At 67.1% G+C, this 21574-nt stretch carries 23 protein-coding genes and 1 pseudogene; 8 read left to right on the top strand and 16 right to left on the bottom strand.

The window, feature by feature from the left end; all coding sequences use genetic code 11:
* Positions 1-183, top strand: a 183-nt coding sequence (locus VKG81_RS11440; RefSeq protein WP_324396023.1) for an IclR family transcriptional regulator domain-containing protein, incomplete at its 5' end; no start/stop codon positions are given.
* A gap of 44 nt (positions 184-227) precedes the next feature.
* Here VKG81_RS11440 and VKG81_RS11435 read toward each other — a convergent pair.
* Genes VKG81_RS11435 through VKG81_RS11420 form a run of 4 tightly spaced genes read right to left on the bottom strand, consistent with a single transcriptional unit; the run spans position 228 to position 3371 of the window.
* Positions 228-719 carry a TIGR04338 family metallohydrolase gene (locus tag VKG81_RS11435; RefSeq protein ID WP_324396022.1) on the bottom strand — a complete coding sequence of 164 codons (492 nt, stop codon included), beginning with the start codon at positions 717-719 and terminating at the stop codon, positions 228-230.
* Positions 716-1465 (bottom strand): DUF2786 domain-containing protein, encoded by a 750-nt coding sequence (locus VKG81_RS11430; protein ID WP_324396021.1) that lies wholly within the window; start codon positions 1463-1465, stop codon positions 716-718. Before VKG81_RS11430 ends, VKG81_RS11435 begins: the two co-directional genes overlap by 4 nt.
* A 32-nt stretch (positions 1466-1497) precedes the next feature.
* Positions 1498-2499, bottom strand: coding sequence for a hypothetical protein (locus tag VKG81_RS11425; protein WP_324396029.1), 1002 nt, complete (start codon positions 2497-2499; stop codon positions 1498-1500).
* Between the two features lie 32 nt (positions 2500-2531).
* Positions 2532-3371 (bottom strand): lysophospholipase, encoded by an 840-nt coding sequence (locus VKG81_RS11420; RefSeq protein ID WP_324396020.1) that lies wholly within the window; start codon positions 3369-3371, stop codon positions 2532-2534.
* Between the two features lie 28 nt (positions 3372-3399).
* On the opposite strand from VKG81_RS11420, the gene VKG81_RS11415 reads away from it, so the two are divergent.
* From VKG81_RS11415 to VKG81_RS11405, 3 genes are all read left to right on the top strand, one after another.
* Entirely contained in the window at positions 3400-4407 is a 1008-nt protein-coding gene (locus VKG81_RS11415; protein WP_414685240.1) for a sigma-70 family RNA polymerase sigma factor, read from the top strand.
* Positions 4408-4737: 330 nt separating this feature from the next.
* On the top strand, positions 4738-6210 hold the full coding sequence (locus tag VKG81_RS11410; RefSeq protein WP_324396028.1) for an alpha/beta hydrolase: 1473 nt from the start codon (positions 4738-4740) through the stop codon (positions 6208-6210).
* Between the two features lie 634 nt (positions 6211-6844).
* Entirely contained in the window at positions 6845-7087 is a 243-nt protein-coding gene (locus VKG81_RS11405; protein ID WP_324396018.1) for a CsbD family protein, read from the top strand.
* A gap of 3 nt (positions 7088-7090) precedes the next feature.
* On the opposite strand, the gene VKG81_RS11400 is transcribed toward VKG81_RS11405, so the two are convergent.
* Both VKG81_RS11400 and VKG81_RS11395 read right to left on the bottom strand, forming a co-directional pair.
* Complete coding sequence (locus VKG81_RS11400; RefSeq protein WP_324396017.1) at positions 7091-7285, bottom strand: ferredoxin; 195 nt, start codon at positions 7283-7285, stop codon at positions 7091-7093.
* A gap of 244 nt (positions 7286-7529) precedes the next feature.
* Complete coding sequence (locus VKG81_RS11395) at positions 7530-7934, bottom strand: MarR family winged helix-turn-helix transcriptional regulator (protein ID WP_414685242.1); 405 nt, start codon at positions 7932-7934, stop codon at positions 7530-7532.
* Between the two features lie 143 nt (positions 7935-8077).
* On the opposite strand from VKG81_RS11395, the gene VKG81_RS11390 reads away from it, so the two are divergent.
* The 3 genes and pseudogenes from VKG81_RS11390 to VKG81_RS11380 form a co-directional block, all read left to right on the top strand.
* Positions 8078-8839, top strand: a complete 762-nt coding sequence (locus VKG81_RS11390) for a pirin family protein (RefSeq protein ID WP_324396015.1) — start codon at positions 8078-8080, stop codon at positions 8837-8839.
* An 88-nt stretch (positions 8840-8927) separates the two neighbouring features.
* Positions 8928-10451 carry an adenylate/guanylate cyclase domain-containing protein gene (locus VKG81_RS11385; protein WP_324396027.1) on the top strand — a complete coding sequence of 508 codons (1524 nt, stop codon included), beginning with the start codon at positions 8928-8930 and terminating at the stop codon, positions 10449-10451.
* Between the two features lie 20 nt (positions 10452-10471).
* Positions 10472-11736: pseudogene (locus tag VKG81_RS11380) on the top strand (DUF3533 domain-containing protein); the annotation flags it as partial.
* 8 nt (positions 11737-11744) lie between these two features.
* Here the strand turns inward: VKG81_RS11380 and VKG81_RS11375 are convergent.
* Positions 11745-12635 (bottom strand): cyclopropane mycolic acid synthase family methyltransferase, encoded by an 891-nt coding sequence (locus tag VKG81_RS11375; RefSeq protein WP_324396014.1) that lies wholly within the window; start codon positions 12633-12635, stop codon positions 11745-11747.
* Between the two features lie 86 nt (positions 12636-12721).
* On the bottom strand, positions 12722-12946 hold the full coding sequence (locus tag VKG81_RS11370; RefSeq protein ID WP_324396013.1) for a hypothetical protein: 225 nt from the start codon (positions 12944-12946) through the stop codon (positions 12722-12724).
* Between the two features lie 302 nt (positions 12947-13248).
* Here VKG81_RS11370 and VKG81_RS11365 point away from each other — a divergent pair, with 302 nt between their 5' ends.
* Positions 13249-14358 (top strand): phosphodiester glycosidase family protein, encoded by a 1110-nt coding sequence (locus VKG81_RS11365; protein ID WP_414685241.1) that lies wholly within the window; start codon positions 13249-13251, stop codon positions 14356-14358.
* Between the two features lie 47 nt (positions 14359-14405).
* Here the strand turns inward: VKG81_RS11365 and VKG81_RS11360 are convergent, their stop codons facing one another.
* The 8 genes from VKG81_RS11360 to VKG81_RS11325 all read right to left on the bottom strand — a co-directional run.
* Positions 14406-15173, bottom strand: coding sequence for a fructosamine kinase family protein (locus VKG81_RS11360; protein ID WP_324396012.1), 768 nt, complete (start codon positions 15171-15173; stop codon positions 14406-14408).
* Positions 15174-15342: 169 nt separating this feature from the next.
* Positions 15343-16035 (bottom strand): YoaK family protein, encoded by a 693-nt coding sequence (locus VKG81_RS11355; RefSeq protein ID WP_324396011.1) that lies wholly within the window; start codon positions 16033-16035, stop codon positions 15343-15345.
* Between the two features lie 8 nt (positions 16036-16043).
* On the bottom strand, positions 16044-16793 hold the full coding sequence (locus tag VKG81_RS11350; protein WP_324396010.1) for an ABC transporter substrate-binding protein: 750 nt from the start codon (positions 16791-16793) through the stop codon (positions 16044-16046).
* 9 nt (positions 16794-16802) lie between these two features.
* Complete coding sequence (locus VKG81_RS11345) at positions 16803-17969, bottom strand: mammalian cell entry protein (RefSeq protein ID WP_414685239.1); 1167 nt, start codon at positions 17967-17969, stop codon at positions 16803-16805.
* Positions 17969-18526 carry a mammalian cell entry protein gene (locus VKG81_RS11340; RefSeq protein ID WP_324396009.1) on the bottom strand — a complete coding sequence of 186 codons (558 nt, stop codon included), beginning with the start codon at positions 18524-18526 and terminating at the stop codon, positions 17969-17971. The genes VKG81_RS11345 and VKG81_RS11340 overlap by 1 nt, the downstream gene beginning before the upstream one ends.
* Complete coding sequence (locus VKG81_RS11335) at positions 18523-19539, bottom strand: RDD family protein (RefSeq protein ID WP_324396024.1); 1017 nt, start codon at positions 19537-19539, stop codon at positions 18523-18525. Before VKG81_RS11335 ends, VKG81_RS11340 begins: the two co-directional genes overlap by 4 nt.
* A 5-nt stretch (positions 19540-19544) precedes the next feature.
* Positions 19545-20192, bottom strand: coding sequence for a hypothetical protein (locus VKG81_RS11330; RefSeq protein WP_324396008.1), 648 nt, complete (start codon positions 20190-20192; stop codon positions 19545-19547).
* The coding region (locus VKG81_RS11325) for an MCE family protein (protein WP_324396007.1) at positions 20162-21574 on the bottom strand (1413 nt) is incomplete at its 5' end. The genes VKG81_RS11325 and VKG81_RS11330, both read right to left, overlap by 31 nt.

The raw sequence follows: 21574 nt of genomic DNA, 5'->3' as shown, positions 1-21574 counted from the left end.
ATCGCGTTCGACCGCGACGAACACACCGTGGGCATCTCGGCCGCCGGTATCGCCCGGCGCGCCGCGGGCGCCAACGTCGTCGCGATCTCGGTGCCGGCCCCAACCGATCGGTTTCGGGCCAACGAGGACCGCATCGTCGCGGCGTTGCGGGCGGTGGCCGCCTCACCCGCGTGGGCGCGCTGACATCGACATCGCGGGCGGTCGGCCCCGTCACAGCCCACTCCGCCCTACCGCACACCCTCTTTCAGATAGACGACCCGCAGCACGTGTGCCACCTCGGGACCCATCACCGCGCCCGCCAGTTCGCAGAACGCGGCGACGAACTGCGGCCCGTGCGGGGGCTCAGCGTCGCAGAGGTGGTGCGCGACCTCATGCAGCACCACGAGTTCGCGCAGCGCCCACGTCTTCCGCTCCGGCACCGCGATCACGGCCGACCCGTCACGGCGTTCATAGTGGGCGGCCGTGACGCCGCGACGCGCCCGCACTACGAGCGGCTCGACCCCGGGCCAGCGATCCCGCACTGCCGGGTGGCTCAACACTGAATCCACATAGCGCTGCACCGACTCCACCGACCCGAACCGGCCTTCCGGCGGCAGGGTCAGCTGGGTGCCGAAGAAATCGACCGCGCCCGAGCCGTGCTCGGCCGACCGGTCGAACAACATGCGCACGAAGTGTTCGGCGGCATAAACCTTCGAGCGCTGCGAATCCCGTGCAGTCACTTCTCCAACGGGGTGCGCGCTCCTGCCAACTCGGCGCTGTTGCCGAGCCGCGCACGTCGACCCGCGCGGTCGCCGGCGCGTCGTGCCGCCGACGAATATCCCGCCGAAGCCCGGCTGGCATACCAGGTGCCGCGCGCCCTGGACTCGTGACGGTAGAAGTCGTGCAGCTCGATCTCCTTGTCGCGCAAGGCGATTGCAGTACCGGGTCGGCCGCGTCGCTCATCCTTTGCCTCACGCTGCGCCTCCGCGCGTGCCTCGGCCAGCCTCTGGCCGATCCGGGCGCCGAACGCGAGCTGGAAGTTCAGCCGTGCCGTGATCGTGGGTGTGGGCCGATGCGCGCCGGAGGTGAGGTAAGCCTCCGAGGCGCGGACCATCTGCATGACCAGGCTGGCGTACAGCGCGTGGGTCGCATCGATGTCTTCGGCGAAGCCGTAGGCGTATACGAACGCCGAGTTCGACGCCACATCGACGCGCACGTCGTTGGCGGCGGCGACCAGGGCGAAAAGCTGCACATAGGTGCGCAGCCCCTTGGTCCCGGCCGCGCCGATCGTGATCGTGCGCTGGACAGGCGTTTGCGCCTTGGTGCGGGTAGCCGCGTGGGAGCGCGCGACAGCCAGGTCGATCGAGGTGGCCGTGGCCAGCCGTTGCGCCGCGGCCATGAAGGCCTCGGCCTCGTGCGCATTATCGGTGCCCTCGGCCTGGCGAAGCAGGGCGGCGATGCGCGCCAACATCTTGTCGTCGGTCATGCGCCCCACGCTAAACGACACCTCCGACGAGTTCACCGCGACACGAAGCCATCCAACGCCGAGACCAGTTGCGGCGACAGCGGCTGGTTCTTGGCATAGTTCGCGACGCTGTCGCTCGGGTCGTCCTTCAGCACGTGGCTGACGCCCTTGAGTGCCACGAAGTCGAGATTGGTGTGCGCCAGTGCGGCCGCGAGCGGCTGCATCGCCTGACAGCTGGCTTGCGCGTCGGAGTCACTGCAGGTCAGCAACACGGGAGTGTCCGGCCGAATGCGGTCCGCCAGCGTGATCGGATCGATCGCGTCGGCGTCGACAACGGCCCTGAGATTGCCCGGATTGAGGATCGCGCTCAGCTCGCCGGGCAGGTTCGGGGGAACGGGGCCGCCCGCGCGCACCTGCGCGACCGCCGCCGTCCAGGCCGCCAGCGTCTGGTCGCCCTGCTCGCGCGTCTGGCGGCCTGCGTTCACATCCGCGTCGACGGTGGAACGCACCCTGTTGGTGATCAGGTCGAGGTAGCGGCCGGGCAACGGCTGCAGCAGGCCGAGCGAATGGATCTTTGGCGCGTCGCCCATGTCGGTGGCCAGCGTCATCGCGTGAATCGTGCCCTCCCCCAACGCATACACCGAAAGCCGTGCTTTGTCGGTGCCCGGCTGCCCTGCCAGCAAGCGGACCGCTGCCCGCGCGCCACTGTCGTAGGTGGCACTGCCCACCTGCGCCGGATTCGCGGCGTAGGGGCCCAGCCCGGTGCGACCGGTGCCCACCTTGTCGTAGCGGAGGCTGGCCACGCCGCGGTCGGACAGCAACCCGGCCAGTGCGCGCATCGTGCCCACCGGTCCGGCCACCGCGTTGTCCCCGTTCCGGTCGGTCGGCCCGCTCTCGGATATCAGCAGTGCCGCCGGCGCGGGCGACGCCCCGGGATGGTGCCGATAGGTGCCGTGCAGCGTCAGACCCTCGGCCACGAACGTCACCTCGTCGTCGACCCAGGCCGCCGGCGGCGTGTGCGTCGAGCAGCCCGCCACCGCGACGAGCGCCGCCATCCACAACCAGACACGCCGGCGGGGCGCGTATGTCACAGATGAACCTCGATCCACGACGTCACGTCGTCGAGCACCAGTTCCTTCTCCGGTTCGTTGAACACCTCGTGGTACAGCCCGGGATAGACCTTGAGCGCGACATCCGGCGAGGCAGTGTTCTCGGCCAGCATCATGCTGCCCTGAACCCCGATGAGCTTGTCCTGCTCACCATGCACGATCAGCAACGGCGCGGTCAGCTTCGCCGCGAGCCGGGGCTGGTTCTCGCCGACCTGTAGCAGCGCGCGCGAGATACCCGCAGGCAACCAACCGTGGTACACCAGCGGATCGGCGTTGTACCGCGCGACCACCTCCGGGTCGCGGGAAATCGCATCCGTCGGCAGCTTCTTGGCCGCCGCGCCGGGAAAAAACCTCCCGACGAGCCTGCCGACAAGCCTCAGGGCGGGCGGTGCCTCCAGCTGCGCCGCGACGGCCGGGCCCGACAGCACCATCGCGACGTAGTCATCCGGGTGCTCGGCGCCATAGGCGAACACGATGCCCCCGCCCATGCTGTGGCCCACGACGACCCTGTTGAGGTCGGGGTGGTCTCGGGCGGCGATGTCGACCAGGGTGGCGAAGTCGTCGGTGTAGTGCGACAGCCGCTTCAGCCATACCCGCTTGCCGCCCGATCGGCCGTGGCCGCGGTGGTCGAGCGCGTAGACGATCAGGCCGGCCTCGCCGAAACGCTGCGCGACGTGGTCGTAGCGGCGGGCGTGCTCGGCGTAACCATGCGAGAGCACGACGACCCCCCGCGGGTCGTCCTCTGGCGTCCACACGTCGTAGACGATGCGAACGCCGTCGACGCCGTCGAAGGAGTGCTCGGTCCTGGTGCTTGCCATCAGCAGAGGGTAATGAACGGCGGTCCGCGTGCGTAAGCTCGGTGCGGTGAGTGTCCTGGCACATGAATCGGATGACGAGTTTCTGGTTCAGGCCGAGCCGCATCGGCGCGAGCTGCTCGCCCATTGCTACCGCATGACCGGCTCGCTCCACGACGCCGAGGACCTGGTCCAGGAGACGTACTTGCGCGCCTGGAAGGCGTACTCGGGCTTCCAGGGCAGGTCGTCGCTGCGGACGTGGTTGTACCGCATCGCGACGAACACCTGCCTGACCGCGCTTCAGGGCCGGCAGCGACGACCGCTGCCGGTCGGCCTTGGCGCCCCGAGCTCGGATCCCACGGGCGAGCTCGTCGAGCGGCACGAAGTGCCATGGCTCGAGCCGCTGCCGGACGACGCGGCCGACCCCTCGGAGATCGTCGGCTCGCGGGAATCAGTGCGGCTGGCGTTCGTCGCTGCGCTGCAGCACCTGTCCGCGCGCCAGCGGGCGGTGCTGGTGCTTCGTGATGTGCTGCAGTGGAAGGCCGCCGAGGTGGCCGAGGCGATCGGCACGTCGACAGCCGAGGTGAACAGCCTGCTGCAGCGGGCCCGTGCCCACCTCGATGCGGTCGGCCCCAGCGCCGACGATCGGCTACCGCCGCCCGATTCCCCGCAGACCCGGGATCAGCTGGCGAGGTACATCGCGGCGTTCGAGGCGTACGACATCGATCGCCTCGTGGAGATGTTCACCGCCGAGGCGATCTGGGAGATGCCGCCGTTCGACGGCTGGTACCAAGGTCCCAATGCGATCGGCTCGCTGATCCATCACCAATGCCCGGCCGGCGGGCCCGGCGACATGCGGCTGATCCCGCTGCTCGCCAACGGCCAGCCCGCCGCGGCGATGTATGTGCGCGACGGCGCGGGGGCACCTCCCGCTTGTGGGGGCAGGCATGTGCCGTTCCAGCTGCATGTCATCGACCTGACGCCGGAGGGGGTGTCGCACGTGGTGGCGTTCCTCGACACCACCTTGTTCGCGAAGTTCGGTTTGCCGCAGGAGCTGTAGCGCGGCGCACGGGCGCTCTTGTGCCCGAACTGGGATTGGGCCCGGCGATCCCGGCGGCGCGACCCGGTCCGGGAACGGGTCGAGGATGAAGTCGACGAGGCTTGAGGGCTCGCCTTTCGATTGGATGAGAAAGCCAGGGTGATCGGGGTCACCTGGCAACAACCCGTAGAAGCCGTCCCCCTTCCGAAACGTAGCTGCTCCGCGGCCCTTCAACGCCCGATTTTGGGGCCGACGACGAGAAGCGGTCAGGGCTCGGTGAGCCGTCGGCGGGGTCCCGGCGCACAGCAACCTCGCAGGAACTGCCTTCACCATGTTGGCGTGACACCTTCGATGGGGAGGGTCGCCGCGACACTCTTGGCAGACCCGCCGCCCGCAGCCGTCCAGTACCGCCACGGCGTTTCCTTGCTGCATGGGTGGTTGCCCGTCACGATCCAGGCGGTCGCTGCCGCCGCACTGTTGCTGGCGATCGGTTGGCGCACCGGCCGCTGGCGGATGATCTGGTTGCCGCTGGCCGTGCTGGTCGGAGTGGGCGCGGCCGCCTGGGCGCACTGGTACATCGACTCGCAGGGAATGGCCGACGATCCGGCGCCCCCGGAGTTGTGGACCTGGATCGGCCTGACCGGGCTGGCGATCGCTGTCGTGTTGCTCGGCTGGCGGACGGCGCGCTGGTGGCGCCGCGGCACATCTCTTCTTGCGGTCTTTCTGTGTCTGCTCAGTGCGGGCGTCGCGCTGAATCTCTGGGTGGGCTACTTTCCGAGCGTGCAGACCGCGTGGAACCAGCTCACCGCTGGGCCGCTGCCCGACGAAACCGACATGGCCACGGTGACCGCGATGCAGCACAACGGCACGGTCCCGGCCAAGGGCGAGGTCGTTCCGGTGACCACCCCGAACGACGCGTCTCACTTCAAGCACCGGACCGAGTACGTGTACCTGCCGCCGGCCTGGTTCAAGTCCGACCCGCCACCCAAGCTTCCGGCGGTGATGATGATCGCGGGCGAGTTCAACACCCCGGCCGACTGGCTGCGCACCGGCAACGCGACAAAGACGATCGACGACTTTCAGGCCGCACACGGCGGCAACGCGCCGGTGTTCGTGTTCGTCGACACCGGCGGATCGTTCAACAACGACACCGAATGCGTCAACGGAACCCGCGGCAACGCCGCCGATCACCTGACCAAAGATGTCGTGCCGTACGTGAATTCGACGTTCGGGACGAGCTCGGGCGCCGCCAACTGGGGGGTAGTCGGTTGGTCGATGGGCGGCACCTGCGCGGTGGACTTGACCGTGATGCATCCCGATCTGTTCAGCGCCTTCGTCGACGTCGCCGGCGACCTGGCCCCGGTCGCCGGGACCAAGGAGCAGACCATCCAGCGGCTGTTCCACGGCAACGTGGCCGCATACGACGCCTTCGATCCGACGACGGTCATCGAAAAGCACGGGCCGTACACGGGCGCGGCAGGATGGTTCGCGATCTCCAGCAGCCCCCAGACGCAGTACCACAACTCGAACGCGAGCAGTAACGCCGTCGGATTGGGCGGACGCGACGCCGGCGGCAATCCCGGCGACCAGACCCAGGCGGCCAACTCGCTCTGTGCGCTCGGAAAGACCGACGGCATCAACTGCGCCGTGGTGGCGACACCGGGCAAACATGACTGGCCGTTCGCGATGGCCACGTTCGCATCGTCGCTGCCGTGGCTGGCGGGCCAGATCGGAACACCCGGAGTTCCGCACATTCCGCTGCCCGGCGCGGCACCGGCGCCGACCGGCGCGCCGCCGTCCCCTGTGCGAGCCGCGAGCAGGTAATCGGGTAGGCAATGACGACGACTGGGCCCCGCCACCGGGCGGGGCCGGTAACCCCGGCAACCCCGGTCACCCGCCGCATCGGGTTCACGACCGCTCGGATCTGGATGGCCGTGGTGTCCGCTCTCACGGTGGCGGCAACCGGAGCGGGTGCCGCAGTTCGTTGACCCGCAGACCGTTGGAGTAGGAGAGTTCTCATCGGTTCTTTCGGCCACGAATCGCCATCGTTGCCTGCTACGTTTGCGGTCAGACAACGTTTCCCGGTCTGGATCGGCGACCGATAAGTGGCCATCAGAAATGGTTGACCGACTGCAGGTGCACCCCGTGTATGTGTACGCCGCGGCTGAACGCACACGCCCGTCGCCAACACCGCCATGCCAGAGCGTGGCTCGGCAGCGAAGATTCCCGACCGCACCGCACGGGGGTCCTCGATCTGACCAAGACGGCGCCGTGTTGACCAGGAGGTGCGAGACGTGAGTGGCGCGACGTACATCGGCGGTTTCCCCTAACTTTGACGCGGCTTTGCCCAAAGCGCGCAGTGAAAATCGTCACTTTTGACCGCGGTCCCCGTCGGGAACCCAGCTGAGGTAGGGGCGAGCGAACCGTGCCGGCCCAAATACACGAATCGGGGAATGACATGGCGAACTATGTGAGTGGTCCGATCCTGGCCGTCAAGGGACTCGTGGAGAGTGTCATCGGCAAGGCGAAAGAGCTGATTGGAACGGTCCTCGGTCGCGGCGACATCACCAGCGAGGCTCGGGCCCAGCAGGACAAGGGCGACGCGCTGCGTGATGCCGGGAAGAAAGAGACACAGGCGCAGAAGGCGCGGGCGGTTGCGAAGGCGCAGGACGAACGTGAGCGCGCGAATCAGAAGCCGTAGCCGCTAATCCTCGACGAGCGAGAGCGCCCCGGACGGGCACAAGTTGACCGCTTCCCGAACGCGTTGTTGGTGGCCGTCCGGGACACTCCCGCATCGCAACAGCACGATGCCCTCCTCGTCCTGATCGAAGACCGCCTCGTCGGTCATCACACACATCCCCGCACCGATGCAGACGTTGCGGTCGGCCAGCACCTTCACCACGTCACCTCCAGCGAGCGCCACACCGACTCTCTGATCCGGCCTAATTCGTCCGTCGGATCGAAAGCGTTGCGCCGCATGTGCAGGGACGGCAGCGCCGGCGCTTCGGTCATGATTTCGACGGTACCGACTGCCCGCGGAAACGCGCCCGACGCTTTGGACATCGCCGACGTCGGGCCCCGGCGATCGCCGACGGGACCAGCCGCGTGCGCGCCGTACCTGACGCTGCACCAAGACTCCGTGGTCAAGAGCGAGGCGGACTGGTAGCCAGACGCGTCAATATCGTCTCCGTCCACGACCGCACCGCCCGTAGTTGCGCCGCACTCACGCCGTCGAAGAGGGTGGACCGGATCAGCTCGACATGGCCGGGCGCTGCCGCCTCCAGCGCCGCGCGGCCTCGGTCGGTGAGCCTGACGTAGGCGCCACGTCGGTCGTCGTCGCTGCCGCGCCGGATCACGAGGGCGCGCGTACGCATCCTGCGCAGCTGGTGCGACAGCCGGCTCTGCTCCCACCCCAGCACGTCGGCGAGCTCGAACACCCGCAGCGGGCCCCGCTCGGAGAGCGCCACCAGGACCTCGTAGTCCGACAGCGACAGTCCGCAGTCGCGTTGCAGTTCGCGGTTCATCGCCCCCCGGAGCCGGGTACCCATGGCCAGGTAGTTGCGCCAGACACCCTGCTGCTCGTCGGTGAGCCACACCCGGCAAGCGTACCGGAATACATGACACGTCATTAATGTTGTCGGCTGCAACGGCAGCCACCTAGGCTGGCAACGACCTGACAAGGGGTGATCACATGACCGCCGCACCTGTCGTGGATGTTCGTCGCGCAGCGGACCGGTTCGCGACAAAGATTTCGTGGCTGGACTCAAAGCACTCATTCTCGTTCGGGCAGCACTACGAGCCCGCCAACACCCATCACGGCCTGCTGCTGGTCAACAACGACGACATCGTCAAACCCGGCACCGGATTTGAGACGCATCCGCACCGCGACATGGAAATCGTCACCTGGGTGCTGCGGGGATCCCTCGCGCACCAGGACTCAACGGGCCACTCCGGGGTCATTTATCCCGGCCTGGCGCAACGCATGTCGGCAGGAACCGGAATCCTGCACTCGGAGAAGAACGACTCGTGGAGATTGACCGGCGACGAAACCCACAGCGAACCGGTACATTTCATTCAGATGTGGGTGCTCCCCGACGAGACGGGCGTAACGCCGGGATATCAACAGCTCGAGATCGACGACGAACTGCTGCGCGGCGGCCTGGTGACCATCGCTTCGGGCATGCCTGAGCACCGCGACCAGTCGGCGATCTCGATCCGCAACCGCTACGCCGCACTGCACGGCGCGCGCATGCAGGCCGGGGACAGCATTCGGTTGCCGCAAGCGCCGTATCTGCACCTGTTCGTCGCGCGCGGCCGCGTCACGCTGGAGGGTGCGGCACCACTCGGTGAAGGCGACGCCGTCCGCCTCACCGCGTCCGGCGGCCAGCAGGTCACCGCCACGGAACCGTCGGAGATCCTGGTGTGGGAGATGCACGCCGGCCTGGCCGCGTAGGCCACCGTGACGGCCGCCCGTCCCTCGCCGGTGTTCCGTCATTCGGCGCAGTCCTGACCGCGCGCGTTTATTCTCGGTGCGGGTGCGAATGGCCGGAGCCGGGACGAGTACAGATGCGCAAGCGCATCGGCGGGTCGCTGCCAAGTTGTCGGTTCAATACGCGCGCGGGCTCGCGTTGGCCCACTTCGTCTCGGTCACCGAGCTTCTCGTCGCCGTGCTGGCGCTCAGCGGCCATGCACCGGGCGCAACACACGTTCATTTCACCGAGAAGAACACGATAACGGCCGTGGTGCTGGCCGTCCTGGGAACCATCGCCGTGGCGCTGGCCGGAGTGGTGAGCCTCGCGCCGTCGCTGCGCTGGTTCGTCAGCGGACGTGAACCCGATTCCAATGAGCGGCGGACGGCGTGCAAACTCAGCCGGCGCCAGTCGGCGATCATCGCGGCGACTTGGGTGGTCGGCGCCGCGATCTTCGTTCTGGTCAATCCCCAGGCAATAGTCACGTCGGCGGTACCGACCGGCTTGGCCGTATTCTTTGGCGCGAGCGCCACGGTTGCCACTGCCCTTCTGTTGACTCAGCGCACCATTCGCCCGATCGTTGCCGCCGCGGCGCGCGACGCCGAGGACCTTGTTCGATACCCGGGTGTGCTGGCACGGCTGATCAACATGTGGCTCCTGTGCAGCGCTATTCCGACCATGGCCATCGCGGCTCTGATCCTGATGAGGGCGAACGGGTGGATCATTCCCAGGACGGCGGCGATCGACATTCCCATCCTGGTGTTGTCGCTTGTGGCGGTTCTGGTGGGTCTGCGCGGCATGGTCCTTGTGTCGCGATCGATTTCGGATCCGGTGCACGAGGTCGTCGCCGCAATGGCGGAGGTCGAGCAGGGGCGGATCGACAGCTCGGTTCACGTATACGAGCGGTCCGAAATCGGTCGACTTCAAAGCGGATTCAATCGCATGGTCTCCGGACTGAAGGAACGCGACCACCTGCGGGACCTGTTTGGCCGCTACGTCGGCGATGACGTCGCCCGTCGCGCGGTGGAAGAAGGCGCCTCGCTGTCGGGAGACGTGCGTGACGCGGGGATTCTCTTCATCGATTTGGTGGGCTCGACGGAGTTGGCGGCGCACCACCCGCCCGAGGAGGTGGCCGGCGTGCTCAACGACTTCTTCAGGAGCGTTGTCGCCGCCGTCGACCAACGCCATGGGCTGATCAACAAGTTCCAGGGGGACGCCGCGCTGGCGGTGTTCGGCGCGCCGCTGGCAATTGCCGGAGCGGCATCGGCGGCGTTGGCAACCGCCCGCGCACTGGGCGGCCAACTGCGTCGACTTCCGTTGGTGGACTTCGGCATCGGTGTATCGGCCGGTCTGGTCTTCGCGGGCAACATCGGGGCCGAGAACAGATATGAGTACACGGTAATCGGTGACGCCGTCAACGAAGCCGCGAGACTGGCCGATCTTGCCAAGACGTCGGATCGGCGGATCCTTTGTTCGGACGCCGCCCTCGCCCGCGCGGATGCGGCCGAGAAGAGGCACTGGGCGTCGTGCGGGTCGATCGCCGTGCGGGGGCGCTCGCAAGCCACCCACATCTCAGCACCAACGGACAACAAGTAGCCGGACGAACAGGAGCCGAGATGGCGGAGTCAGGCGGGCGACATGCCGCGCCGAGTCAATTGGCGGTGAAACGGGCAACTCGTACGGTGCGGTTTTGGGCTGTGCCGATCGTGGTCACCTTGGCATTGATGGCCGCGCTGGCCGCGCTGTATCTCGGCGGCATCCTCAACCCGACAACTAACCTGCGGCACTTTCCGCTCGCAGTGGTCGATGAGGACACCGGACCCGCGGGCTCCCAGATCACCGACGGTTTGGTGTCGCGGCTGGACAACAATAAGTTCGACCTGCGGGTGCTGTCAGCTGATCAGGCTCGCCGTCAGCTCGACGCCGCGGAGGTTTACGGGCAGGTGCTCATACCACCGGATTTCTCCGACCGGCTGCAGGCCCTGGCCCAGGGGGCGTTGCGGCCCGGCCAGGTTGTGCGGCCTGTCGTGATGATCTCGACGAATCCACGAGCGGGCACGCTCGGCGCGAGCATCGCATCACAGACGCTGAGCCAGGCGATGAGCGCGGCGAATCAGGAGGTCGGTGCGCGGTTGACCGCCCAAGTCGCTGAGCAGACCGGCGGCGCGGCTCTTCCGGCCGGGGTGGCCATCGTGTTGGCGACCCCGATCGATGTGCGGACCAACGCGTACAACCCGTTGCCGAACGGCACGGGGAATGGATTGTCGGCCTTCTATTATTCGTTGCTGCTGTTGCTGGCCGGCTTCACGGGGAGCCTGGTCATCAGCACGCTGGTGGATTCGATGCTGGGGTATGCCCCGCCGAATTGGGACCGGTGTACCGGTTCGTCGATCGTGTGGACATCTCGAGATTTCGCACCCTGCTGATCAAATGGGCGTTGGTGCTCGCTTTGGCGCTGCTGACGTCGGCTGTTTATGTCGCGATCGCCGACGGGCTGGGAATGCCGGAGCCCCCGGCGTGGGCGTTGTGGGCCTACGGAGTGTTCGCGATTTTGGCGGTCGGAGTGACCTCGACGTCGATGATCGCCGCCCTCGGCTCGATGGGCTTGCTGGTCAACCTTCTGGTTTTCGTGATCCTCGGGCTGCCGTCCGCGGGTGCGACGGTGCCGTTGCAGGCGACGCCGACGTTTTTCTTGTGGCTGGCCAAGTTCGAGCCGATGCACCAGGTGTTTCTTGGCACGCGCGCGCTGCTGTATTTCGACGGCCGTGCCGATGCCGGGTTGACGCGGGCACTGGCGATGACGGGGATCGGACTGGCGATCGGTCTCGTGCTCGGAGCGGTCACCACGTGGCTATACGACCGCGAGCGTTATCACCGCATCGCGTAGCCTCAGCGCGGGTGTTTGACCAGGGTGTACTGCCGCACGTCGATGTGACGCCAGCGGAATCGGTCGGCGCAGCCGGTCAGGTAGCGCATATAGATCTGATACGTCTCTTCAGACGCGGTCTGGACGGCTTCGTCGTGATGGGCCTCCAACGAGGCTGCCCAGGCGTCCAATGTGCGCGCATAGTGGGGCTGCAGAGACTGCACCTGCTCGATGCCGTATCCCGCCTTCTCGGCGCACTGCGGGATCGTGACCTGCAGCGGCAGCTCACCGCCCGGGAAGATCTCACACCCGATGAAATTCCAGAAGTCGACGTCCTCGCGGGTGATCTTGCGTCCCATCCGGAAGATGTCGCGGCCCATCGTGACGATCGAGTGGAGCATCATCCGGCCGCCTGGTGGAAGAATGTCGTGCGTCCGTTCGAAGAAGTGCGCGTGCCGCGCGTATCCGAAGTGTTCGAAAGCGCCGATGGACACGATCCGGTCGACCGGCTCATCGAACTCTTCCCAGCCGGCGAGCCGCACTTCGGCCCGGCGACCGGAGGACCCGTTCGCGCCCGACGCGGCCAGCATCTGCTGGACGTGCTGGTACTGGTTTTCGCTCAGCGTCAGTCCGATGACGTTGACGTCGTAGCGCGCAAGGGCCCGCATCATCGTGGCTCCCCAACCGCATCCGATGTCGAGCAGTGTCATGCCGGGCTCGAGGTCGCACTTGCCCAGGGACAGGTCGATCTTGGCCAGCTGGGCCTGCTCGAGGGTCATGTCCTCACGCTCGAAGTATGCGCAGCTGTAGGTTCGCGACTCGTCGAGGAAGAGGCAGAAGAAGTCGTCGGAAAGGTCATAGTGCCGCTGGACGTCCTCGAAATTCGGAGTGAGGTCCCCGGCCCGCGAATTCATTGCGCCGACCCTACGCGACCGCACCCTTGCCCATCAATCATCAGGGTCACGCGCGTTCGGGCTTCCAGCGGTTGTGATTGGGGGTTTTAGCCGGCAGCGAGTTCTTCGGTGTCGACGAAAACGAGATCCCCGGTGTCGAGCTTGACCGCCCACCGTCGTGCCGGTCCGGCGAAGCGCTGGCCCGCCACTTCTACACCCTCGCCTGCCATGTCACCGAAATCGTCGACGACGACGCCGTGCTTCTCGGCATCCGTGCCCGGATAGACACGCACGGCCATGTCGACCGAAAACTGCCCGTCACCATTGCTCATATGGCGCTCCTATGGCCGGATGAAGTCGTAACGCCAGTAGAGCACAAATGGTCTGCTCGTGGCGTCTAATTTGCGACCGACATGCCGCTACGCGCTCCTTGCGGTCGAAAATCAACCGACCGAATTCTATTTGCTCGATGCCTCACCATTGGTTGCTCGATGCCTCACCATTGGTGGTGACCCTGCTGTCTGATGCCGCAGCAAAGACGAAGGGGCAGAGGTCAATTCGACCGAAACTAAATCGTGATAGATATGTTACTAAAGTTGACACAGTGACTGCTGTGACTATTGTTCTTAAGTCGGTGGCCTCTATCGAAAGGGAGACCGTGCCGATTCCAGCAACAACGGTTCAGCGTCTCTGGGCGGCCGTCGCCGCCCTGACGTTGTGCGCGACGCTGGCGACGGCCGGGAGCCCGCCGCATGCCAGGGCCGACGGCGACGCCCGTTCGCTGTTGATGGCCGCGATCGCCAACACACGCGGCTCGTATCTGGTCTACAACTTCGGCGGCGCCAACGCGGCGCCCTTCGTCAACGCCGGCGGCGCTGACTACACGATGGACAACGGCGGCCACTTGATGACGGTCAAGAACGCCACGAGCAGGCTGAATCCTCGACTTCTCGTCGACAGTCACACGGGCATCCAATCCCGTTGCGAGCGAAACCCTGGCGCCCGCACGAGCGACGGTCTGTGGCAGGCATCGGAAACATACTCGCCGCTGGCGGCATGGCAAATGCTGGGCGAGCCGATCATCGCCATCAATGCCAACTTCTTCGATGTGCGCGCCCAGAAGGGAGGTTCGTGGCGGGACACCGGCTGCAGTTCGCCACTTGGCGCTTATGTCGACAACACGCGGGGGCAGGGCCGGGCAAACGCGGCGGTGACGGGAACAATCGCGTATGCGGGCAAGCAGGCGCTGACCGGGGACGGGTCCAACTGGAAGGCATTGGCCACCATGATCATTCCGGTGGGCGGCGCGCCGTACATCATCATGCCCAGGGACAACAGCGACTATGACGCAGCATCGCCCGAGATCCAGAAGCTGCTGGACCAGAATGCGCGATTCGTGGCGGTGAGCGGCATCGGATTGCTCTCGCCCGGCTTTACCGGCCAGCTCAACGACGGCGGCCCGAGCGCGGCGCGCACCGCCATCGGATACAACCGGCAGAACGACCAGTTCTACGTCTTCCAGGGCGGCAGCTACACGCCGGACAATGTGCAAGATCTTTTCCGCGGCATGGGCGCCGACACCGCCCTGCTGCTGGACGGCGGCGGATCGTCGGCAATCATCCTGCGCCGCGACACCGGCGGGATGTGGGCCGGCGCGGGGTCGCCGAGGGGCAACTGCGACACGGGCCAGGTCCTGTGCGACTCACACGAGCGCGCCCTGCCGAGCTGGCTCGCGTTCAACTGATCACCCGGTTTGCTCCCAGCCGGACCTGACAGACATTTGCCCGGCTGTCACGCGCGCAGCGCGTCGCGCGCCGCCGCCGCCACCTGATGGGCGTAACCGCCGCCGAACAACACCACGTGAGCCAACAGTGGATAGAGCTGATGCAGACCGAGCCGAGTTCGCCAGCCGGGCTGCAACTCCCGGACCTGCTGATATCCTTCGATAACCGCCCGAAAATACGGGCAGCCGAACAAGGCGAGCATCGCCAGATCTGTCTCGCGGTGTCCCCCGTGGGCGGCCGGGTCGATCAGGACCACCCCGCCCGGCGTCCACATGACGTTGCCGCTCCACAGATCGCCATGCAATCGCGACGGAAAACCTTCGTTGTCAAGATCGCCCGTGGCACAACGGTTTACCACTGCGTCAACAATGGTGCGCACGTCCAAGTTCAGCCGCGGCGCCGCCATCTCGGCCATCGGCTGCAGCCGCTCGGCGGCGTAGAAGGCCCCCCAGCTACCGTGCGGGGTCAACGACATCGGGAGCGGGCTCGACAGTGGGCCGAAGAATCCGGGGCCATTCCAACCGTCGGGCCCCGCACCGAACGCCGCTGCGCCGCCGTCGTGCGTAACTGCGAGCCGGGCGCCGAACAGGCGCGCGGACTCTGGCGAAGGCGGCACCGATTCGAGCCTGCGCAGCGTCAGACTGGCCGAGTCATGCGCCAAGACTTCTGCGCACGGCACGCCGCCGTCGACGTCATTCAGCCACCGCAAACCCGCGGCCTCGCTGGCGAAAAAGCCTGGCGGCGCGGATGGCCGTCGCTTGACGAACTCGGCCACCGCTGCGCTACAGCCGGTTCGGTCGGCTTGACACCGTCCGCAGCAAACCATCCCGCGCGACCGTCGGGAGGACGCTTCGCACCCATCCTCGAGCCGCCAAGCGCGCCGCGGTCGCATCGCCGATTCCTCGCGAGGCGCCCGTGATCGAGACTGAAGGCATGACCGCAGACTAGCCCGGCGCCGTCAGATGCACCGGCGGTCCGAACCGGAACACCGCGGCGCTGGCCGCCACCACAGCCGCCGCCAACGCGATCACCGGCGCGACCATGAACCGCGACATCGTCGCACCGATGAACGCGCCCGCGCACATCGTCAACACCACGGCCGCGCGAAGCTTCCCGCGGCTGCCGTCGCCGCCGGCCAGCCTGCTGTCGACACCGATGCCCACGATCGTCGACGTCAGCACGGTCGTGCTCAACTCCTGAATGCCGAACTGCCGGGCCGTCGCGTTCTGCAGGCCGAACGTGATCGCCATGCCGGCGATGAGGACCAGCTTGCGGTCGTCGTGGTAGTCCAGCACGCCCGTTCCGGCCAGGACCGCAAGTGTCAGCAAGGTGACGATCTCCATCGTCAGCGCGGCGGTGATCCACCGGCGGACCCGGTAGTCGAGATGCCGCGCGAAACGGCCGCCGAGCACCGCGCCGAGCAGGAACGCGCCGAACGCCACCAGGCCGGCGGTCATGTCGACGCCGGAATGCCGAACCGCCCAGAAGCCGAGGAAAATCACGTTGCCTGTCATGTTGGCGACGAACACGTGGCCGAGCACCAGGACGCTGATCGCGTCGACCATTCCGGTCGCCAGGGTCAGCAGCAACAGGCCGAGGACGGTGAGCCGGTGGGAGACCGGTGATGCCACGGCCACCGGACTCGTCACCCGCCGTCCGGGGTGAACGGCACGCCGACGCCCGGATCGGCGCCGCTCTGGTCGAGACCCGGCGAACCGAGCCATGTCCGGCGAATCTCGCTCAGCCGGCCGTCGTCTTCCATCTCGGCCTGCGCGGTGTTGATCCGGTTGAGCAGGTCGATGTCCGACGGTCTGACGGCGGTCGCAATCCGCTCCGTCGAGAGCCCGCGCTGCACCACCTCGACACCGTCGACAGCGCGGACCAGCTCCGTCAACACCGGCGCGAGCTTCATGAAGGCGTCGCACCCGCCCGTCGTCGAATCATCGATGGCCGTGCGGATGTCGCCGTAGTCGTAGATACGCACCGCCTTGGCGCGGCGGTCGGCGACGAGGCGCTCGGCGATCGGCTGGCTGGTATTGCCCTGTTGCACACCGATCGTGAGGCCGGCGAGGTCATCGACGCCGTGCACATCCGGCAGCCGTTTCATGTCGACGGCCAGCGATTGCCCCGATACCAGGTACGGGTCGCAGAACGCCGCCGGTGTCTGACGCTCCGGTGCGACGGTGGTGCCCGCGGTGACGCAGTCGCACTCGCCGGCATTGAGCGCGCCGAAGATGCTGTTGAAATCAGGACCGGTATAGGGGACGAACTCGACGCTCACGCCGAGTAATTCGGCGACGGCGTGCATCAGCGAGATGTCCAAGCCGCCATCGTCTTTCGCACCGTTGAACGGCGGATCGGGGAAAGCCGCGCCGACACGAAGCGTCTGTCCCATGCCGTGCGGTCAGCCGCCGAGCTTGGGCGTCAGGTCGACCGACGTGATCGTCGTCATCTTCGTGATCAACCAGCGGGACTCTTTGCGCTGCATGGTCAGCCGGTACGACAGGTATTGCAGCGACGGAACGTTCTTGGTGATCGGGCTGGTGTAGGTGGTGTTCGTGTAGACCACGGCGGTCGCGTTGGGCCCTTCCAGCGTCTCGACGGCTGCACCCATGACCTGAGTGCTGTTGGAGACCTGGGCCTGCTTGTTGGCCGCCGCGATGCCGTCGACGTATTTGCGGTACTGGTCCTCGAAATCACCGGAGAGGTACTTCGCCGACCGGTCGGGCAGCTTGTCCATGTCATCCGGAGTGTAGGTCCACAGTGTGGTGATCGCGCTGGCCGCAGTCCGTGCGACGTCGAGCTTGGTGTCGACGAGCACGCGGTCGGCGAGGTATGGCTGGAGCATTGCCCCGGCGAATGCGGCCGCCGCGACGAAGATCGCCGCAGCGGCGGCTACCGCGATCATGAGCCGCTTGGTGGCGGGTTTCCTTTCAGCAAGCGGTACTTCACCGGCCGCATCTGCCGGGGCCGCCTCGTCATCTGTCGGGGCCGCGTCGTCATCTGCGGGGGCCGCCTCGTCATCTGCTGGGGCCGCCTCGTCATCTGCCGGGGCCGCCTCGTCCACAACGTCCGCCCCGTCAGCGGGTTCGGGTTCTTCGGCCGCGTCCGTGGTCTCCGTCGTGCTGACTTCGGCGGCGGGCTCGCCAGCCGTCTCCTCCGGCACCGGCTCGGCGACGGTCTCGGTCACCTCAGCAGCGGCTGGCGCCTTCGGTGGACGACGTTTGAACCACTTCCGTCGACCAGCCGGCGCCGTAGTGGTCACGTCGGTGGCCTCGGGTTCAGTGGGGGCAACTTCGGTTGCCGCGGCCTCGGGCGTCTCGGCGGGCTCGTCCGGCGACTCTTCGGGAGGTTCGGAGGCGGCAGCCGCGTCGGGGGTCGCCGCGTCGTCGGTTGCGGGCGGGCTCGCCTGCGTTGCCGCGGCCTGCATCGCGCGGCGCGGTGGGAGCCTGTGCTTTCCCCGGGGACGTGGCGGCGTCGGCGCACCGGCCTCCTCGGCCCGGGCCGCAGGCGCCTCGGTCGTCTCGGCGGCCGCAACCTCGGACTCGTTGTCCGGCGACGAATCGTCCATCAGATCACCTGGACCAGCCGGTCGATCTTCCACTGCTGCCCTTCCTTGATTGCTGTTGCCAACCAGCGGTTTCCGGACTCGATCACCGTCTTGCCGTCCGGGCCGCCGGTGGTCACGATCTTCGTTGCGACTAACACGTCCGCACTGCCGTCGTCGTTCCATCTCGACACGCCGGCCTCCATGACCGACCCTGTCGTCGGCTCGGCCCTGGCCACCGTGATCAGGATCTCGTTCTCGCGCTGCTTGAACAGCTTGGCGAAATCGCCTGTGCCCTCCGCCAGAATCCTGTCGGCGTAGTCGTTGGCGTGGAACGGATCCAGGGTGGTGTATTCGGTCATGAAGGATCGGACGTAGCCGAGCACAGCCGAATCCTTGATCGACTGGCGGCGGTCGGTTTCATGTGAGACCAGCATCAACGTGCTGGCCGCTATCGCACCGGCAATCAGCAGCGCCGCTGCCGTGCTGAGCACCGGCAGCCGCCACCGGAGCGGACGCTTCGGTTTGGGTTCGGCGATGGCGTCCTCGGTGGCCGGATCGATCCTGCGCCGCGGGCTCATCTGCCGCCCGCCGGGTTGGGGGCGGGCGCGGGACTCGGGCTGGGGGCCGGCGGGTTCGCGTTGAGCAACGGCTTCGTCAACACCGTGAGATCGGCGACGCGCCACTGCCCGTCGCCCGATTTCTCGAAGCTCACCCGCGTGGTTGCGGTGATGAAACGCTGCGGCTGCTGATTGGCCTGCCGCTGGCCCTGCATCAGCAGCAGCATGGTGGCCTTGTCCGGCGTGACGGACAGCACGGCGCTGTTGACCACCCAGTACTCGTTGGTCATCGCGCCGGTCTTCTGCACGGCCTGCTGCTGGTCCACCAGCTGCTTGCGGTAGCTGTCGGTAACGAGCGTCTGGGCGTGCGCGAAGTCTTTCTGCATGCTGCCGGCGCCGTAGCTCAGCATCTCTTCGACGATCCTCGGCCCCTGCGCCTGGATCTGGGACCGCACCTGATCAATCGCCTGGTCATGGCGGTACACCATCAAATAGCTCAGCCCGGTGAACGCAGCCGAGAGCAACGCTGCGGCCGCCATCACGACCGCGACGAGACGCCGGACGTTACGTTCGGTGCGCTGAACCGGTCGAACCTCGGTGCGCAGCAGCAGGTCGGCGAACGTGCGGTTGCGTGAGTCCCACAGCGGCCACAGCCAGCCGATGAAAAGCGCCGCCGTATCGAGGAGATGGGCGAGATCGCGCGCCAACAACAGCCACGGGCCGGGCCTCTCCCCGTCGCGGACAGTCACGGCGATCCCGAACAACGAGCGGCCGAGGCTCCATCCGATCACCGCGGGCAGCAGTAGCCGGTTGACCGCGATCGCCATGATCACCAAGCCGCCGGCCGCAACGGTCAGCCACCACAGCCGGCTGCCGAAGGTCGTCGTCAACGCCACCACCGCAATCGTCGCGACGACACCGAGCCCCAGCAGCACGTCGAGGGCGAACGCCCCGGCTCGCGAAAGCCACGACGCGACCGACGGCGGGGTCACAGCGCTTTCGGTGACCTCCTCGGCGTCCGCCTTTTCCAGCACCTCCGTCAACTCGACACCTGGTCGAGCTTGGCGATCTTGTACGTGCCGTCGGCAGGCGTCATCTGCACGCGCAGCCGATAGCCCTGCTCCTGACCCTGTGCTTCGGTGTTCGACACCTTGACCCGCACGGCGACGAGGACGTCGATCGACCCGTCGTCGTTGTGTTTCTCCACCGCCGCGCGCATGTCCGAGACCTGAACCTGAACGTTGGCGGCCTGGTAGGCCTCGACCAGCACACCGCTGTAGAGCGCCGCCTGCGCGCCGAACGCGCCGGTGGAGCATTCGACGATCTTCTGCTGCGCCGCGGCCATTGCCGCGGTGTTCGGCGCGTGCGTGGCTGAGACGCAATCCTTCGCCGCCTGCATAGCGGCAGCGTCGGCCCGCGCGAGCGCTTGGCTCTGGTTGTGGTAGCGCAACGCCAGGTAGCCGCCGGCCGCCACCCCGGCGCTGCCCACTAGCAGCACCGCGGCAACGCCGATCAGCCACCCGCGGCCCAGCCGCGAAGGTCGGCCGGTGGATGCGACCGGTGTTTCCGGGGCCGGATCGGTCTCGGGAGCCGGGCCGGTGAGGGTCTCCACCTCGGTGACTACCGCGTCGGACGAGCCCTCATCATCGGTGGGGTTCAGCCGGCTGGCGCCAGCATCTCCTTCCATCCGTCGTCTCCTGTGTTTGTCGAATTCGTGACCGTGAACTTCGACCCGTCGGGCGCTACCACCTCGCCGCTTTGTGGGCTGTAAATGGCCGCAGGACCCGAAGCCGGAGTGTAGCTGCACGGGTTGGGCTGCTGCCCGCTGCACTGGACCGTGCCCGACCCCGGCCTGCTGAGCGGGTCACTGGTGGGCGCCGGCGGCGCCGGCAGCCGATCGGCCGGCAGCGGATTCATCCCGTTGTCGACGCTCGGCGCCGGGATCACCCTGCCCGGATCCACCGGCTGGTCACAGCGCGCCGACGGCGCCGGGCAGTTGCGGATCTGGTTCGGGTCGCCATACCACGGGTTGGTGCCCAACGGCACATAGGGCTGATTGCTGCGGCACTCGGCCGGCGTGGCCGCCCGCTTGCCCGGCACATCCACACACGGGTAGTTCCGGGCGCCGCGCACGTCGTTGCCCTGAAAGTCCTGCGGGATCTTGCAGTACAGCCCCGACGGCAGCGGCGCCGTGCTGGTGTCCGCCGGCGACCGCCACTGCGAGGCCGGCAGGAACCCGGTCAAACACGGCGGCGGCGTGTTGAGGTCGGTCCCAAAACCCGGTGGGATGAGTCCGAATGTCAGCAAACTTCCGGTGATCCCTACAACCACAGGGCCCAGCGCGAAGTGCAGCAGGCCCGCGCCCGGAAAGATCGTGTTCGCCTCCGCGATCGCGGCGCCCTGCGGGTAGGCGACCAGAATCCCTTCGACGGCCTTGTGGTAGCGCTTGAGCATGTCGATCACGATCTCGAGGTTGGCCAGCGTTGCCGGCAGCGCGTCGCGCACGTTGCTGAACACGGTGGTGACCGCGTCCAGCGTCGGCGCGGCCTGCTGCAGCCCGCTGCGCAGCGCCTGATCCTGCCCGGCGACCTGCGCCCCGATGACGTTCAGGTTGGCCGCCCAGCGCTCGATGGCGTCCCCGGAGTTGACCTGGCTGTCCAGAATCGGCGCCGAATTCGCGACGATGTCGTTGACCGGGCCCAGGTTGTCCCTGAAATCACTGGCGATGTTGGTCGTGGAATCCACCAACCGCTGCAACGCCGGCCCCAACCCGCCGACCGCCTGCGATGTTTCGTCCAGCAGCGAGGAGATCTTCTCCCGCGGCAGCACCGCCAGACCCTTGTTGGCCGCGTCCAGCGCCGGCCCGATCTCGCTGGGCACCGTGGAATTGGTGATGGTCTGCCCGTCGCGCAAGTACTGGCCCGGGTTGCCGGTGGACACCAGGTCGAGGTACTGCTCACCGATCGCCGACACCGAATGCACGTTGGCCGACGCGTCGATCGGGATCTTGAACCGGTCGTCGATGCTCATCGTGGCCCGCGCACCACGCTCGGTGGGCTCGACGTCGGT

Source organism: Mycobacterium sp., from assembly GCF_035314905.1.
In the GTDB taxonomy this organism is placed as follows: Bacteria; Actinomycetota; Actinomycetes; order Mycobacteriales; family Mycobacteriaceae; genus Mycobacterium.
The sequence above is the reverse complement of the archived record's forward strand: the minus strand, read 5'-3'. Positions and strand labels throughout refer to the sequence as shown.

What these genes read in the sequence shown, in the direction of transcription:
- VKG81_RS11430 (WP_324396021.1), bottom strand. Translation starts at nt 1,465, where the DNA reads ATGACCGACGACAAGATGTTGGCGCGCATCGCCGCCCTGCTTCGCCAG.
- VKG81_RS11425 (WP_324396029.1), bottom strand. Translation starts at nt 2,499, where the DNA reads ATGGCGGCGCTCGTCGCGGTGGCGGGCTGCTCGACGCACACGCCGCCG.
- VKG81_RS11420 (WP_324396020.1), bottom strand. Translation starts at nt 3,371, where the DNA reads ATGGCAAGCACCAGGACCGAGCACTCCTTCGACGGCGTCGACGGCGTT.
- VKG81_RS11410 (WP_324396028.1), top strand. Translation starts at nt 4,738, where the DNA reads ATGGGGAGGGTCGCCGCGACACTCTTGGCAGACCCGCCGCCCGCAGCC.
- VKG81_RS11405 (WP_324396018.1), top strand. Translation starts at nt 6,845, where the DNA reads ATGGCGAACTATGTGAGTGGTCCGATCCTGGCCGTCAAGGGACTCGTG.
- VKG81_RS11395 (WP_414685242.1), bottom strand. Translation starts at nt 7,934, where the DNA reads ATGGGTACCCGGCTCCGGGGGGCGATGAACCGCGAACTGCAACGCGAC.
- VKG81_RS11390 (WP_324396015.1), top strand. Translation starts at nt 8,078, where the DNA reads ATGACCGCCGCACCTGTCGTGGATGTTCGTCGCGCAGCGGACCGGTTC.
- VKG81_RS11385 (WP_324396027.1), top strand. Translation starts at nt 8,928, where the DNA reads ATGGCCGGAGCCGGGACGAGTACAGATGCGCAAGCGCATCGGCGGGTC.
- VKG81_RS11375 (WP_324396014.1), bottom strand. Translation starts at nt 12,635, where the DNA reads ATGAATTCGCGGGCCGGGGACCTCACTCCGAATTTCGAGGACGTCCAG.
- VKG81_RS11370 (WP_324396013.1), bottom strand. Translation starts at nt 12,946, where the DNA reads ATGAGCAATGGTGACGGGCAGTTTTCGGTCGACATGGCCGTGCGTGTC.
- VKG81_RS11350 (WP_324396010.1), bottom strand. Translation starts at nt 16,793, where the DNA reads ATGGGACAGACGCTTCGTGTCGGCGCGGCTTTCCCCGATCCGCCGTTC.
- VKG81_RS11345 (WP_414685239.1), bottom strand. Translation starts at nt 17,969, where the DNA reads ATGGACGATTCGTCGCCGGACAACGAGTCCGAGGTTGCGGCCGCCGAG.
- VKG81_RS11340 (WP_324396009.1), bottom strand. Translation starts at nt 18,526, where the DNA reads ATGAGCCCGCGGCGCAGGATCGATCCGGCCACCGAGGACGCCATCGCC.
- VKG81_RS11330 (WP_324396008.1), bottom strand. Translation starts at nt 20,192, where the DNA reads ATGGAAGGAGATGCTGGCGCCAGCCGGCTGAACCCCACCGATGATGAG.